Annotated in this window: 17 protein-coding genes and 1 pseudogene; 7 read left to right on the top strand and 11 right to left on the bottom strand. The window is 54.6% G+C overall.

Annotated features, from left to right (window positions below):
* Positions 1-3: 3 nt before the first annotated feature.
* Positions 4-714 carry a hypothetical protein gene (locus CU103_RS22605; protein WP_106666282.1) on the bottom strand — a complete coding sequence of 237 codons (711 nt, stop codon included), beginning with the start codon at positions 712-714 and terminating at the stop codon, positions 4-6.
* A gap of 708 nt (positions 715-1,422) precedes the next feature.
* On the bottom strand, positions 1,423-1,695 hold the full coding sequence (locus CU103_RS22595; protein ID WP_106666280.1) for a hypothetical protein: 273 nt from the start codon (positions 1,693-1,695) through the stop codon (positions 1,423-1,425).
* 622 nt (positions 1,696-2,317) lie between these two features.
* On the opposite strand from CU103_RS22595, the gene CU103_RS22590 reads away from it, so the two are divergent.
* Entirely contained in the window at positions 2,318-3,781 is a 1,464-nt protein-coding gene (locus tag CU103_RS22590) for a DUF1254 domain-containing protein (RefSeq protein ID WP_106666279.1), read from the top strand.
* A gap of 960 nt (positions 3,782-4,741) precedes the next feature.
* Here the strand turns inward: CU103_RS22590 and CU103_RS31545 are convergent.
* From CU103_RS31545 to CU103_RS22570, 4 genes are all read right to left on the bottom strand, one after another.
* Positions 4,742-4,915 (bottom strand): hypothetical protein, encoded by a 174-nt coding sequence (locus CU103_RS31545; RefSeq protein ID WP_170117107.1) that lies wholly within the window; start codon positions 4,913-4,915, stop codon positions 4,742-4,744.
* Positions 4,916-4,984: 69 nt separating this feature from the next.
* On the bottom strand, positions 4,985-5,977 hold the full coding sequence (locus tag CU103_RS22580) for a DUF3618 domain-containing protein (RefSeq protein ID WP_106666277.1): 993 nt from the start codon (positions 5,975-5,977) through the stop codon (positions 4,985-4,987).
* Complete coding sequence (locus CU103_RS22575) at positions 5,974-6,393, bottom strand: phage holin family protein (protein ID WP_106666276.1); 420 nt, start codon at positions 6,391-6,393, stop codon at positions 5,974-5,976. The genes CU103_RS22580 and CU103_RS22575 overlap by 4 nt, the downstream gene beginning before the upstream one ends.
* On the bottom strand, positions 6,393-6,785 hold the full coding sequence (locus CU103_RS22570; protein WP_106666275.1) for a hypothetical protein: 393 nt from the start codon (positions 6,783-6,785) through the stop codon (positions 6,393-6,395). Before CU103_RS22570 ends, CU103_RS22575 begins: the two co-directional genes overlap by 1 nt.
* 483 nt (positions 6,786-7,268) lie before the next feature.
* Here CU103_RS22570 and CU103_RS22560 point away from each other — a divergent pair, with 483 nt between their 5' ends.
* On the top strand, positions 7,269-7,769 hold the full coding sequence (locus CU103_RS22560; protein WP_106666273.1) for a YciE/YciF ferroxidase family protein: 501 nt from the start codon (positions 7,269-7,271) through the stop codon (positions 7,767-7,769).
* Positions 7,770-8,612: 843 nt separating this feature from the next.
* Here CU103_RS22560 and CU103_RS32200 read toward each other — a convergent pair.
* A pseudogene (locus CU103_RS32200) lies at positions 8,613-8,720 on the bottom strand (DUF4142 domain-containing protein); the annotation flags it as partial.
* A gap of 34 nt (positions 8,721-8,754) precedes the next feature.
* Complete coding sequence (locus CU103_RS31540; RefSeq protein WP_170117106.1) at positions 8,755-8,931, bottom strand: hypothetical protein; 177 nt, start codon at positions 8,929-8,931, stop codon at positions 8,755-8,757.
* A gap of 181 nt (positions 8,932-9,112) precedes the next feature.
* Here CU103_RS31540 and CU103_RS22545 point away from each other — a divergent pair, with 181 nt between their 5' ends.
* Positions 9,113-9,499, top strand: a complete 387-nt coding sequence (locus tag CU103_RS22545) for a hypothetical protein (protein WP_106666271.1) — start codon at positions 9,113-9,115, stop codon at positions 9,497-9,499.
* A 99-nt stretch (positions 9,500-9,598) separates the two neighbouring features.
* On the opposite strand, the gene CU103_RS32875 is transcribed toward CU103_RS22545, so the two are convergent.
* Positions 9,599-9,826: a DUF982 domain-containing protein gene (locus CU103_RS32875; protein ID WP_425350637.1), complete on the bottom strand. Its 228-nt coding sequence runs from the start codon at positions 9,824-9,826 to the stop codon at positions 9,599-9,601.
* A gap of 231 nt (positions 9,827-10,057) precedes the next feature.
* Here CU103_RS32875 and CU103_RS22535 point away from each other — a divergent pair, with 231 nt between their 5' ends.
* From CU103_RS22535 to CU103_RS22515, 4 genes are all read left to right on the top strand, one after another.
* The gene (locus CU103_RS22535) at positions 10,058-10,324 is read left to right on the top strand and encodes a hypothetical protein (RefSeq protein ID WP_106666269.1); all 267 of its coding nucleotides are present in this window, start codon (positions 10,058-10,060) and stop codon (positions 10,322-10,324) included.
* Between the two features lie 1,047 nt (positions 10,325-11,371).
* Positions 11,372-11,680, top strand: coding sequence for a DUF1236 domain-containing protein (locus CU103_RS22525; protein ID WP_106666267.1), 309 nt, complete (start codon positions 11,372-11,374; stop codon positions 11,678-11,680).
* 535 nt (positions 11,681-12,215) lie between these two features.
* Positions 12,216-12,644 (top strand): hypothetical protein, encoded by a 429-nt coding sequence (locus tag CU103_RS22520; protein ID WP_106666266.1) that lies wholly within the window; start codon positions 12,216-12,218, stop codon positions 12,642-12,644.
* A gap of 33 nt (positions 12,645-12,677) precedes the next feature.
* Positions 12,678-13,259, top strand: coding sequence for a class I SAM-dependent methyltransferase (locus CU103_RS22515; RefSeq protein ID WP_106666265.1), 582 nt, complete (start codon positions 12,678-12,680; stop codon positions 13,257-13,259).
* A 21-nt stretch (positions 13,260-13,280) separates the two neighbouring features.
* On the opposite strand, the gene CU103_RS22510 is transcribed toward CU103_RS22515, so the two are convergent.
* Positions 13,281-13,748, bottom strand: a complete 468-nt coding sequence (locus CU103_RS22510; RefSeq protein WP_106666344.1) for a DUF411 domain-containing protein — start codon at positions 13,746-13,748, stop codon at positions 13,281-13,283.
* Positions 13,749-13,756: 8 nt separating this feature from the next.
* Positions 13,757-14,029 (bottom strand): hypothetical protein, encoded by a 273-nt coding sequence (locus CU103_RS22505; RefSeq protein ID WP_106666264.1) that lies wholly within the window; start codon positions 14,027-14,029, stop codon positions 13,757-13,759.
* Between the last annotated feature and the right edge of the window lie 601 nt (positions 14,030-14,630).

The following is a 14,630-nucleotide window of genomic DNA, read 5'->3' as shown; positions in this document are numbered from 1 at the left end:
GGTTCATACGTTCTGTAGTTCCCCCATCGAGCGCCTGTTTTTCAACGCGGGAAGCCAAACCAGTATCCTATCAAGCTGATCTGTAATTTCATCAGTGCTGGGTTTTAAAGTGGCAGACTTGAGTGAGTATCCGGGTCCATATTTCGACGCTAAGTCATTAGGATCGAGCTCTTCGAAAGAAGTCGGATCCCTAATGTCACGAAACCTAATCAACAGAGGCAGCATATCGAAGCTTAACATTCTGCTTCCGCTATTATTCGCCCTTTGGATGGCATCTTTCATAGCGTCAACCGCGTTTGTTCGCCCCCAAGGCAAATTATACAAGCGCAACGGAAGATACTCTGGCCTTGTCAACTTTCGTGAATTTGATTCGATCGTTGTCAATGTTGGCAACAAATTCTGCCCGCGGCCGAGATCGACGAACAAAGCCTCCCCTAAAATAGTCGAAGGGAACCCGGGGCCGAGAAACAGATGACCAAAACGGTTTCTCCAATAAACGGCCTCAACTACTGATACGCCAGATTTAATACCGTCAGGAGTTCCGACCTCAACAGTCACTTGATAACGGAATCTGAAAACAGAAGAATTGTAGAAACCATACCCCAAAAAGGCCGCTACTATTACACAAATTGTGACCAGCCAACGGATTTTCTTCGACACGATTTTCCCCACGTCGCCGTCAACCTTGGTGTTAAACAGCCGGTACTCAATCATTCCTACAGACCTCCAACACAGGCCATCCTACAAACTAATCATACAGAATATCAAACTATATCAATGTCGTATCAATCTTTGGCTGAGATAAAAAGTTCTCGTATTTGACCGCTGGCGAGCGTTTGGTCGCTCTGGCACTCAATCACGCTGGCCATAAGCAAGCGGGAAGCAACTCGACGCGCTAAAAGCGCACCGGCCCTCATTGGGCCAGTGCGCTTGACCATTTCAGTGCGTAGGCTATCTTCCAAAGGTGGACGGCGACCGAAGTTTGTGCGGTAGCAGACGGCCTCCCATACGCCATCCTCCGAGAGCTCATATCCGAACCACATTCTCACGCCTTCACCCACTTTGACCTTGATCTCTCGCCCTTTAACGGATAGCGCCCAATTGCTTCTCTGCTTCAGATATGACCGTAGGAAGCGTTCCGTGGAAAGCCTTCGCGTGGAGACCTCGAAAGGCAAATTGTTTTCAACTGCGCATGTCGGAAATAGAGCTGATCAGTGACCCGCGCAGGCCGCCATACCCGGACAAACGTTCATGGAACGGCCGGAAGCGCGACCTTCGGCTGGCCGGCGGCAAATGTGACCGACTGGAATTGGATCAAGTGGACTCCCCCCGGCAGAGTCATAATGATGTTGCGGGCGAGGATCCACAATAAGTAGGGAACGTCGACGCCCCTGCTCTGATCCACACGGAGTCAACGACTGGTCACGACTCGCTCGAGCTTGCCGCGTTTTTCGCGGCCCGGGCCTTTTGTCGGCGGGCCCTTTGGTAGAAATTGACTTTATCGCGATTAGCATCACGCCAGGCCTGCATGTAAGCGTTGTGGCGCTGCTTATTCACTTGCCGCCACTTGCGAGATTTCTCTGCTGCCTTGGTCTTTTGGTCGGGGCTCTGCGGATTAGCGGCCCGCCACTTACGCATCCTTTCAGCCGCCTTGGCCTTACGCTCAGCCTTTATCGTATCATCGGCTTTAGTCATCAGACGGGGTCTCTTCCAAATTTTAATTGTTCCACCCAGATCGATCAAACATGTTTCGGTTCCGGTATCTCGTCAGGGTTTGGTAGAGGTGACTCATCCGCCACATGATCCGGCGGTGGCTCCTTTACGGAGGTATTGGTTCGGGCCCGGAACTGTGTGGGCGGTTCATGAGGCAACGGTATTGGCTCTGTTCCGGAGCAGGTATCGGATCACCCATATCAGTTTCTCCTTATGATCGGAACAAATCAGCGCGGAAGAATGTTCCGCTTGACCCACCACTCAATAGGCGTCGCGCTGAGGCCCAGCTCCTTTGAGGAGGACTGTTGCTCGGCTTGATACCGAGCAGCTTTCTGCTTCCGGCTTTGGCGCTTGTTAAAGTATTGTCTGCAATAAAGGTGTGGGAACACCGGTAGCACCTTCGATGTATTTCTTTGCCACTTGGCGTTTCATAGCGCCCTTGTAACCGTAACGTACTTCCCGCCCTTTCACAAATTTCTAGTCTTGTATTCGCTAGTCCTGGCAATTTTTCATTAGCATTGTGGCTTTCAAGGCAAGCTGATTGCAACAAGCTGATTGCGAATTGGAGGATAGGCACAGCTTAGAACAGCAACGGGAGAACGACATGAACAGGACGGCGACTGCACTCTTCTTGAGTGTTCTTTTTGGCCCAATATTAACGCAAGGGGCGATAGCCCAGAACTCACCGCCTGCGATCACGGAGGAGGAGGCCCATGCGATAGGTGTGGACGCCTACGTGTATTTTTATCCCTTGCTGTCGATGGACATCACCCGAAGGCAACTGACAAGTGTCGAGGCCAAGTCGGGGGCCATTGGTGGTCCGGCCAATCAGTTCAACAACATCCGCGAGTTCCCGCCGGCGGATATGAAGGCGGTGGTACGTCCGAATTTCGACACGCTGTACTCGAGCGGCTGGCTCGATCTGACGAAAGAGCCGGTGGTCGTTTCGGCTCCTGACACCGGCGCACGCTATTATCTTCTGCCCATGCTCGACATGTGGACGGACGTGTTTGCCTCCCCGGGCTGGCGAACCACTGGGACCGGGACGGGCCACTTCCTCATCGCACCGCCCAACTGGCGGCCTGACCTGCGGGTGAAGTTTGATGAGTTCAAGCTGCCGGAAGGGACCCAGAGGATCGACGCACCGACACCCTATGTCTGGATCATCGGGCGAACAAAAACGGACGGACCGCCGGACTATGAAGCCGTTCACAAGGTTCAGGACGGCTACAAGATCACGCTGCTCTCGGAATGGGGCAAGGATCCTAAGCCGGCCGAAGTGAAGATCGACACGTCGATTGACATGAAAACGCCACCGAAGGTTCAGGTTGATACCATGCCCGCAGACCGCTATTTCACCTATGCCGCCGAGCTGTTGAAGGTGATCCCGCCGCATAGCACCGACGAGCCGATCCTGGCACGGATGAAGCGGATCGGCATCGAACCGGGCAAGAGCTTTGACCTGTCCAAGGCGGATCCGGCTGTCCAGAAGGCACTCGCGACCGTTCCGCAGGAGGCACAAGCGCTCATGCTCTGGAAGCTTAAAACGCTTGCCCGGGTCGCCAACGGTTGGTCGATGAACACCGACACCATGGGAGTGTATGGAAACTACTACCTGAAACGCGCCATCATTGCGCAGCAGGGTCTCGGTGCCAACCTGCCCGAAGACGCCATCTATCCCCTCAATCTTGCCGACGAAACCGGCCAGCCGCTCGATGGCAAGAACAGTTACACAATTCACTTCGACAAGGCCGAAATTCCCCCCGCCCACGCCTTCTGGTCGGTGACGCTGTATGACGACAAGGGATTCCAGGTCGGCAACTCAATCAACCGATTTGCGGTCAGCAGCTGGATGCCGTTCGTGTATAACGCTGACGGTTCGCTCGATCTCTACTTCCAGCACGAGAGCCCTGGCAAGGATAAGGAATGGAACTGGCTGCCGGCTCCCGAAGGGCCGTACAATTTGACAATGCGACTCTACGCACCCAAGGCTGAGGCTCTGACAGGGAAGTGGAACCCGCCACCGGTCTCGAAGGCCAGCGCAGTATCCTCACTCACGGCTCAGTGATCTATGCCGGAGTTTGGTGAGCCGACCGAACTATTCGTTAACCATCGGCGAGCATTGTAACATTGCTGACGCCCCAATGCTCAGTGGCGGCCCGATCTGTAATTGTGTTGAGTAAAGAGGTCGGGTCGTCAGTTTGGAGTAGCGCAATGGATCAAACGAACCGACAGCAGATTGAGGTGATTTGCGATAGGCTCTCTGATCTTCGCACAAGGACAAGCAAGGAAGGCAATGGGCTGCTCTGATCGCCGAGGCACTCGAAGAAGCCGAAAAAGTACGAATTTCGGCCATCAGCCCTGAACGCGCGCGATGCGGCGCAGCAGATTCCGAGACAGGCCGATAAATCGGCATTTCAATTCAACCACAATCACGCGTGCCCACGCCCCTTGGTCTCCTTGCTCGACAGGATCAAAGCGATATTCTTCGATCCGCATTTCGAGCAGAAGAGCAAAGGAACGAGGTCTTTGTGCATGCTGCCATGATCTCGGCCCAGCTTAGCAGCGGACGCCTCAAGATCCAGTCGCGCGCAATGGCGGCATTTCGAAGCGCTGCAAGACGCCCGTAGAACGTATCCATTGTCGATCAATCCGCCGATGGTAGTGAGACTCAATAGGCCGCTCACATCTGCACCGGACGCCACAAAATTCGCTTCTTGTTGACCCTGTCGCGGTCATCTTCGAAGAGCACGACTTCGCAATTGACTGCATCGCATTCCTTACACCGGAAGCCCAAACTGTCGAACGATCGACCGTGGCCATTTACATTGGCCAGATCGCTGGCGACGAAGAACCCAACCTTCTCGCATTGGCGGCACGTCATTCGCCGATGCGCAACGGCGATCAACACCAGCAAGCAAAGCATCTGTATTGATTCGGTTGCGGGTAAAGCTACATGCACGGCCTGTCGGAATGCCTTTATTGCAGCTGCCAGAGAGGCAGGCATCTACATCACACACAAACGGCTTTAGGCCTTTCGGGCTTTCTCCGCCTGCTCCAGTTGCTCGAGCAATTTCTTGAAGCGATCGTCAGGCGCGAAAACATTGTACTGCCTGCGAAATGCCTCTGTCATGTCGTCCTGACTTAATTGCCTTCGAACAACCTGCTGTAGGTGATTTCGTTTCATTTCATCGTCCATCATCGAGCGCGTCCCTGGACGCCTCGAACCATCCTACGCGCAGTACCGCCCCCTCCAAATTGCAAACCTATCCTACGACTGACCAGCGTTGCCGGAATCCTTGATCCGATCGAGGGCCGCATCGTAAACATCATCTGCAACATCGACGGTCTGCTCATAAATGTCAGATGCTGCGGCTTTGCCCTTGTCGATAATTTCTTCCGCCTTTTCGGAAACACGATCCCTTAGGTTTTGCGCTGCTTCTCCGACGGCGGCATCCTCGGCCGCCGTGTGAGGCAGGGCCGCCCCAATCGCAGCACCGACTGCAAAGGCAAGTGCACCCCCAACCAGGGGTTGGTCGCGAAAGTGCGTGAGGATCGTTTCGTTAAGCCTTTTTGTCTGGTCCCGTATCGCGGCTCCCGCAGAAGCGGAGGTGTCTCCAACAGACCGGGCCTGGCTGCTTACACGGTCCGCCACTCCGGCCGCCGCATCGCTGACCTGCTGATACGTGTCAGAGAGCCAGTCCGATGCATCATCCCATATGGCACCCGCTTGGTCTTTGATGGCTTCAATGCGGTTGCCAGCGGCATCTGCAAATCCCCGATAGGATTTGCCGCTGTCGTCCAGGAACGGGCCTGCACGTTTGCCCGCATTGTTGGTCAAGGCTCTGAAACGATTGCCGGCACTGTCGGCAAAGTGCATGTATTGTGCGTCCCCCTCATCCAGTGCGGGACCCATCCAACGGATGTCTCCATCGACTGTCGCCAGAGGATGCTCAGGCCGTTTGTCGAATGAACTGATCGATTTGCCGTCGTCAACTCGGCCAGTACCCGTCCCCGCCATGAGCCAAGCCAAACTTACTCCCATCAGTGCGACAGGTATTGGATCGTTCTTAACCGCGTTACCAAGGTTGGCGACGTACGCGCCTCCCCCACTGCTCTTCAGGTACCCGAGAACTTCGTCGATTAACTGGCCTGGGGACATCCGTTCCTGAATGACGTCTATACTCTCTTCAATCCTTCGGCGGTCATCCTCAATATCGCGTTGAATTTCGGCCGCGCTTTGTCTTTCAGAAGATGATGTCATGACGTTTTCTCCTTTACCACTTCGGCGTCGCGGCCGATGGAGGCTGCGGTGCGCTCGAATGTCCAATTGTTTGCCCGAAGCGCAGTTATCCCCTTGGAAATCATGACCCAAGCGGTAATACCCACCAAGAGAGCGACTATAAGGGCCGATAGGCCATTTCCTGCAGATTGAGTGAATCCCTGCGATATCAAGAACGCAGCCAGCCCGGCTACCAGGGCACTCAACAGCACTCCGAGCGCACCTATCGCGAAAACCAGGCCGATGGCTAAAAACTCAATGCCACCAAGAGCCCGCGATAAACTTTCTGAAGCTTCGGTCTTGGCAAGTTCAAGTTCCTTCCGGACCAATCCCGTCACATCGGTAAGCAGACCCCCGATCAACTCGGGGAGTGGTTTGTTTTGATTAAAATCGGACATCAGCGTTGTCCTTCCCTTTGCGTGTTGGAGCCGTCTTGCGTCGAGCCCGGACTCGACGCGGCAGGAGCGCGCCTATCAGCGGACGCTGTAAGGACCCGACTGGCCACCAATCCGGCCAATGCGGCGAGGCCAAGAAATGCCAGCGGCTGTTTGCGGCCAAAGTCTTCGGCCATACCTGCGACATCGCTGAGCTTACGGTCCTCGACATCTTTGGCGAACGATTGGATTGTGGAACCCAGCTCCTTCGCGTACTTCCCTATGGCCGCATCATCGGCTCCCTGCATTTCGGAACCCACCTTTTCCAAGGCAGAGCCTATCGAGCCCGCATAACGGGCGGCGATATTCTTTTGCTTCGATGCAATTTCTTCGGCCTTGCCAGCTGCATCACGCACCTGTGCCTTTGCTTTTCTTTTACCGTTCCAACGTCGTCAGCCGCTTTGCGCTTGAGCTCCTCAAAGCTCGTCTTCGTTTCAATGGTCCCAGACAGCGCGGCGGGGTGATCTGCCGTGGGGCTGGATTTAGACGGATTTTTCGAATGGTCCTGCATGTGTGGTCTCCCAATTTCTCGCCAACGCTCTGCGTTGAAGGACGAGGTCTATTGGGTGGCGAACCACGACCAACCCCTCTTGTTCCCCGCCGGAAATGTTTTTTGTGCTGAGGTGTCTGCCATCCACGCGGCTTGCGAGGATCGGGACATTACTCGCCATTCGGCATCCGTGGACTGGTCAGTCTCGTCTACTTGCTTCACGTTTCGCATCCCGCTGACCGCCCAAGCGCAAAGTTCTTTTTCTCTAGGGTCGGGGAACATTCGCCATGAAGGTTCGTTCTTTTCGCACTCGTCACACAAGTGGCCGGGATTTATGGAGGAACGTATTATGGTCGAAAAGACATTGGAAAAATTGTTCCACGAGACGCTGAAGGATGTTTACTACGCCGAGCGCAAGATTCTGAAATCATTGCCGAAGATGGCTAAAGGGGCAGCTTCTTCCGAGTTGAGGGCAGCCTTCGAAAAACACCGCGATGAAACCGAAATGCATGTCGAGCGCCTGCAACAGGTCTTTGAAATCTTCGGCAAGCGCGCCCAGGGAAAAACATGCGATGCGATTGAAGGAATTATTGCCGAGGGCGAGGAAGTTCTGGATGAATTCAAAGGCGAGCCGGCTTTAGACGCCGGTTTGGTTTCATCGGCGCAGGCTGTGGAGCACTATGAAATCGCCCGCTATGGCACGTTGGCTCGCTGGGCAGCGGAGCTTGGACTGAAAGACGCGATGGCGCTTCTTCTTCAAACCCTCGAAGAAGAGATTGCCACGGATCGGGCACTTACCAAACTGGCCGAAGGGGGTATCAATAGAAAAGCCCAGGAAATGGCAGCTTAACATTGTTCGTGCTCATCCTACAGGGTGGGCACGTCTCTCTCCACAAGGAGGCAGTGATGCAAGTGCTTAATAGGCGTGTATGCGCCTCCGAGCCAGATTAATCCAAGCCCAAATGGATGGGGGTTTCGATGAAGGAGCATATTATCGCGTTTTGAGACACTGAAGGCTTTTGGAAGCGCCGACTTACGCGCATCCATTGCCTAATTTGCACCAACGTATGACACTGCTCCCCGCCAAACTTGCCCCTAAGGCTCAATAAGGCCTTCGCCCTTGAGCCCGACAATGTCGGCGTTCTCATCTTGCTCGTCCAGGAGCGGGTTTTTCGGGGGAACCGGCCCCTCCGGCTGATCCGGAGTATTCGAGGAATCTGTCCCCAAGGATTTCGCCCTGGCCGTTTGCTCACCCAGCGAATTCGGTCCGTCCCCGATGCCATACGGAGGCATATCCCCTCGCGCCTCGCTAGCGTCTATTTGGTCAAGCAAGCGCTCTGCCTTCCGAATAAGCTCGTCTTGGCCAAGGCCGACAGAATCCGCACCAGAGAGAACAATTTTCCATCCTCGTAGACAAACTCAACGATGTGTCCGCCACCGTCTTCTCGTGCACTATTACGTCTTTCAATGATCCTCATGAGAGGCCGCCCTCCACTATTTGTAAATCAACCTTCGTGCACGGCTTTAGTTCCGCAATTGTTCATCGCACGGCGATCCTCAAGAATGTGAACGGACGGTCGCCTTTGACTATTCGGTCGATCCATTGTGAAGTTAGGGGGCACCACGCAGCACTCAGAGGTGCCGCGCTCGGGTGCGCATCTTCGCCGTGGAAGCTGCTTTCCAGCGTTGCCGACTAGTTATCCAGTTCGTCCGCTATGTGCAGAGGGTGTTCCAAAGCTGGCCTTGTCTTTGCAGCCCAAGCCTTCAAGACCGCATTTTCGCCTCAGTCGCCGTAGCGTTGAGCCGGAGCAAACTTAGTTGCGGGATGCTGAGTGCTAGCGCTGCGCTTGGTCGATCTCCGCCTGCTCCAGTCGCTCCAGCAATTTCTTGAATCGATCGTTAGGCGCGCGAACATTGTACTGGCTGCGAAACGCCTCTCTCATGTCGTCCTGACTTAATTGCCTTCGAACAACCTGCTGTACGTGATTTTGTTTCTTTTCATCGTCCATCATCGAGCGCGTCCCTAGACACCTCAAACCCTGCCAGATCCACTTGGTTCCATCTGCGGATCCGACCGTCCATTGACGAAATCTAAGATGAGGTTCTTAATATCTCGGTCGCTGGGCCTGCTAATGGCGAACCGGCGCTTGAGAGATGGTACGGGCTCCCGCCATTGGTGGAGGAGGAGCCAAGATGATCCAGAATCTTTCCGACAAACTCACCTACAGCGAAGACGACTGGCATGTCATGGAGGACGCTCACATCAAGGCGTGCGAAATCCTCGGTCTGCATCCGGCTTATTATGAACATAAGGATCGTCTGGCGCGAACAATAATGAGCCTCTTCAATAAAGGCACACGCGATTACCAGATAATTGCATCGCTCGCAGCGCATCGCGAAACCATCTATCAACGCGTCATTGAGATGCCAGACAATCTGATGCGCAAACTGGAGTGCCCAACGTGCGGAACGTTCTATCTGCGTAGGCCTTATAACGTGCAGAACCACACCCTCATACAGTGTAAATCATGCGCACGGGTTCTTGCCAGATGGAGCGAGTTGGAGGCTGAATTCACGTAATGTGGGCGACTGATGCATCCCGGCTGCCTCTATAAAATAGTCACTCTCGCTGCGCTGTTTCGCAACCGGGTCCAATGGCGTTGGTTCCCTGTTGGCAAACTAGCAATTGGCATTACATGGCCGATGCGAATATGCCCGCTTCTTTGCCGCTACAATCAAAACCTCCCGGGCAACGTCCGCGCCAGCCTTCCCTCGAAGGGCAAGGGCGCAAATAGTCAGGGCTTTATGACGTAGGGTTGTTTCACCCGGCGGCCATTCCTCTGCAAGTAACTTCCACGCGTCCTGGACAGAACTTACGATTCGCAACTTGTTTCGGTCTCCGGTCACCAATTTGACCGGGGAAAATAAATGAACTCCATCCTTTGAAACGTCAGCACACAATATCGGTTCCACCGCTAGGGAGCGACTGCTTGCAAACCCCGGAATCCATTGCGCTATTGCCGTTCAATTGACTTATATCGTCCACTGGCAGACAATGCCAAAGTCGCCAGGCATGTAACGGCCGCTGGCGTTTGAGAGATGGAACGTGCTCCCGCCTTATGCGATGGGAGGATCGTTATGCTCCGTAGATCACCCGAAAATGCTTATTCGACTGAAGATTGGGACCTCATGCAGCGTGCCCATACCACGGCATCTGAGATGCTTCATCGCTGTCCAAAGACCCATGAAAACGCTGACCGTCTTGCCCGAACAGTTATGAGGCTGTTCGATCAGGGTGTGCGTGATGAAAACATCATGGCGTCGAGGGCGGTCAACGAGGAAACGGTATTGTTGGGAATCACTTTGCTGCGCCAGGATTCCTTGGCCTCCGAAGCGAAATCTTAGCGACCTTCAATTTTGTGCGATGGTTGACCAGTTCTAAGGGTCTAATGCCCGAACTGACGCATTCTGCTACCGTTTCTTGGCGATGGAAGATTATAAACCGTTAAGATGGTCTCAGTGCTGCAGGGCAGTAAGGCCGTTGCTATTGATTGCGCTTATGACGCAGCCAAATACATATTGGATCACTGGCCAGATGACGCGGGCCGAAGCTGACAAACTCCAAGGAATTTTCGTGATGTGCCTGGCTGGCGAATGTCCGGCTGCTGTTGCTCGGGTGGCATTTGTGGAGGCTGCGAGGAAGCCGGTATCCATGTCGATACCACGCCACGGCCTCCCGCGATCGGAAAGCTGGAGCGCTGGCACAAGAGCAAGCCGGGACGTCGATCTTAAACCGGTCGGAATGTGATTTGACTGTGGGCGGGCACGGTTCGAGACTTATCAAGTCAGACAATCATCCCCTGACATGAGGCCTGGCCGCTGTTCCCTCTCCCTGAAGCTCTCACTTATGTGCGGAAGCGTACAAAGACGGAACGAAATCGGTCTTGGTTGGTTGATTCACTGCTGAATTCCAGGTCAGCTGAGCTCCTGATTTCCGCCCCCGTAAATTCAGGACTCGAAAATTAGACGGTGTGCCACAAGCACGCCGTTTTTTTGCGCGGTCGCAGATTGCGGTTGCTCGCGTTACCCTATCGAGTCTGCGAGGGAGGCTGGTATACCATGTCGACACCACGCCATGCTCGCCGCCGACCCGGAAAGCTGCAGAGGTGGGCAAGTGCTATCCCTTGGCCAGGGATCGAAGGTCGCGAAAACTCTTCCACGAAATCACAAAAAAGCCCGGTGACCGATTGAACGGCGCCGGGCGAAATTATCTCATCAACGATACGGCTGTATACAAAGACAAGCCTTTCTCTATCGAGAGCCATGAATTTCAGTTTTATATCCAAGGCTTAGGCGAAGTAATGTCACCACATCAATAGGAACTGCTTGCGATTTCGGAACCCTTTCGCCCGACAGCGGTTGTACAATGACGATAAACAATAGGAGGCCGATATGACTTTCCGAAGCACGATTGCCGCTACCATCCTTTTTGCTGGAACCGCTGTCGCGGTTGCCCAGACTGTTGTGGTCACGCCCGAGCAGGAAACTGTAATCCGCGAATATGTGAAAACCAAGCCCGTCGTCGTCCAACGTCCGTCCAACTTTGAACTGGTACTCGGGGCGATCATACCGGATATATTTAAACCGGGCGAACTTGCCGAAAATACAGTCCCGACCAGGTATCAGTACGTCGAAATGGACGGTCGCACCGTGCTGATCGACCCCCAGACCCGCAAGGTCGTGCACATCATCGAAAGATAACCAATCGGCTATACCATCGAAGCGGTTGCGGGGCGCTCCGCAACCGGCGATCACTGCACTCGTTTAGAGCCGTCAACACAAAAAGCCCGGGCCACCTAGCGCTGGGCCAAAAAACTAATTGTGGAATCCATAGTCAAGGAACACTATTCCAGCAGGATCCGATGCTTGACTCTCCTCCGCCCCGCGCTGGTCCCGGGAGTCTCGCGCCGATCCTCCCCAGAGGAAAAAAGCGCAGACTTTTTGGGCCTCCTTCAGCGATCGGTCGATCGTCTCCGATTGCAACCGTTGCCTGCACCGACAGTCGGACGAGGCGCGAGCTCAGCAACAGGCTGGGGATCCGACTTTGCTTCACACAGTTGCCAGACCTCTTTTTGACCACGAGCTGTTTAGAAGTCCAAGCCTCACGCATCGGAATCTCGTTGCTCCGACGGACCGGCCCATGCTTGCGGGCTGCTAAATTGTTTTGACACATCGCTTCGCGGGGTATGGACTCCTCTCTTCGGTGCATCCTGCATCATAGATATGGGAGGAAGCCATGATAGACATGAACCGTCGATCGGCATTGGCACTCGGTCTGGCGGCGACCGCCGCAACACCCCTGCTCACATTCGCAAGTCCAGCGTTGTCCAAGACCAAAGAATACGGCAAAAACGATGGCGAGGAGATTGCCCCGGGTGTCAGACTGGTGAAGTTGGGCACATTTAAATCAGACATCCCCGCCTACAAGAGCATCGACATGGTCGATATCGTGTTTCAGCCCGGCGCGGTGGCCCCGGAAACCATGATGGACAATGACATGCTGTGCTACATCACTGCGGGCGAGTTCACGATCAAGAAGCCAGATCGGGAATTCAAAGTAAAAGAAGGCGAGATGTACGCTTGCGCCAAAGGCAAGACGGACGGGGCCACAAACACAGGCAACGGGGTTGGGATTCATACGATAGGCATTCTGATCCCTGCTTGAGCGAGTTAGCGTTTCTCCGGCTGGGCTCGTGAAATGCGAACCCAGCCTGTTTCGACTGGACGAGTCCTTGGACTAAGGTGGCCCGATCCACGTGACGTGGTGCAAAGCCCTGGCGTAATCCCCGAGATGAGCGTGCTCGATCTATGCTGTGGCGACGGCTATTTCACCGCTCCCCTCGCGAAACTCGTCGGAAACGTGTATGCGCTCGATCTCGATCCGTTAATGATCGAACTGGCCAAGGCGGAAGTGGCACGACTGCACACCTCCGTCCTAAAATGGATCTGTGCCGATGCGCGAGATGCCCCACAGCATATCACCGAATCCGTTGATTATGTTCTTATGGCGAACACGTTTCACGGTGTGCCGGACCAATCCGGGTTAATGGAAGCCATTCGGGCCATGATCCGACCGAATGGCTTGTTTGGGGTTGTCAATTGGCACGCCCTTCCGCGGGAACTGACAATAGTGCTCAACCAACCGCGAGGATCCAAATCGGACCTGCGAATGTCGCCAGAAGCGCTCCAAGCTGTCGTTGAGCCTACCGGGTTTCAAACCATTCGAGTACAGGAACTGCCGCCGTACCACTACGCAGCTATTTTCGGGGGATTAGATTGACGTTCTGAATGACACCGCCGATCAATTCTTGGGTCTGACCTTGAAATAAACTGATGTCTTTTGCTCTGCCCCTTTGGCTACGGCGTAGACATCGTAGCTGGCATTCGGATCGAAATCCATTCCCAGCGAACCTACGGGCATGCCAGGCACCGCCAGTCCGGCAATGTCAGGTCTTTCGGACAATAGCTTTTTAACCATTTCGAGCGGCACATGGCCATCAAGGAAATAGCCGCCTATTATCGCCGTGTGGCAGCCCTCGACTGCAGCGGGCACGCCAAAGCGTTTTTTGATGGCTGGCAAATCGTCAGTATCCACCCGCTCGACCCTGAACCCAGCATTTTCCATGGCCTTGGACCAGAGGTTACAGCATCCGCAGTTGGGATCCTTATAAACGGTCATCGACCAACGCTGCTCCGCGCCTGCCTTTTTGGCGATCAGCGTCACGGCGATCGCCGCCATGCCCGTGCATATAAATTCACGCCTTTTCATCATTTTCATCACCCCTTCTTCTCGGGATGCATCGGCATGTTCCTGGGAGGCTGCTCAATCGACTTTCCGGGGTCGGGAGTGCGTTGCATCATCGTATTGCAGCTATCCATCATCTGGCTCATCTGCTGCATCATGTTCATCATGCCGCCGTGCTCCATCATCCCAGATCCCATGTTTGATCCGGGGGACTGATTGTCCTCGGCAGCAGCGATCGGTGATGCGAGGGCCAGCCCCGTCACAATCGCGGCCGATATCCCAAGGAATTTCAATGAACTGGACAAACGTGGTTTCCTCCAACAAGGCAACTTTCGGCACCCAGCCCAGCCTGCACGGAATGGCGAGCCGAAAGTCCGATCCTGTTGCAGCCACACTATAGCGCAAAAGCCCGAGGATGGTTGTGACAACGATGTGATTGCGAGCCGTTGATCAGCAGCCTCAAGTTGGTGCGTTGGGAATGCAAAAAGCGCGAGCGGGCAGGAATGTGATTTGACTGTTGGCAAGACCTCGAGGACATTTTACGGGTTCAGAAATGGCCCGACTTTTATCCTCTCTGGGACTCGGACTGGGTTGACGCTCACAGCAGAGGCTTGGCCGCATGTATTCCTCCATGACGCAATGAGGCCAAGCCTCACCAGTGGAAGAGCTTGGCAAACCATTCGAACGAGTTGGCGATACTGACACATAGCGCAGTGCCGCCGATACCGACGCCAGCGCGCCCATGCGCAGCTCGGCGCTCGGATGCTTCCATGTCCCGGCGCAAGCCGCCTCAGCCGCATCGGTCAAATGCTGATTAAGACAAGCCGCCCGATCGCAAGGACAGGACTGATGAGCCTCGCTGGAACAGGAATATCCAGAGGCTTGGTAGTCGCCGCAGCCCAGAGC

It is taken from the genome of Phyllobacterium sophorae (assembly GCF_003010965.1).
In the GTDB taxonomy this organism is placed as follows: Bacteria; Pseudomonadota; Alphaproteobacteria; order Rhizobiales; family Rhizobiaceae; genus Phyllobacterium; species Phyllobacterium sophorae.
The sequence above is the reverse complement of the archived record's forward strand: the minus strand, read 5'-3'. Positions and strand labels throughout refer to the sequence as shown.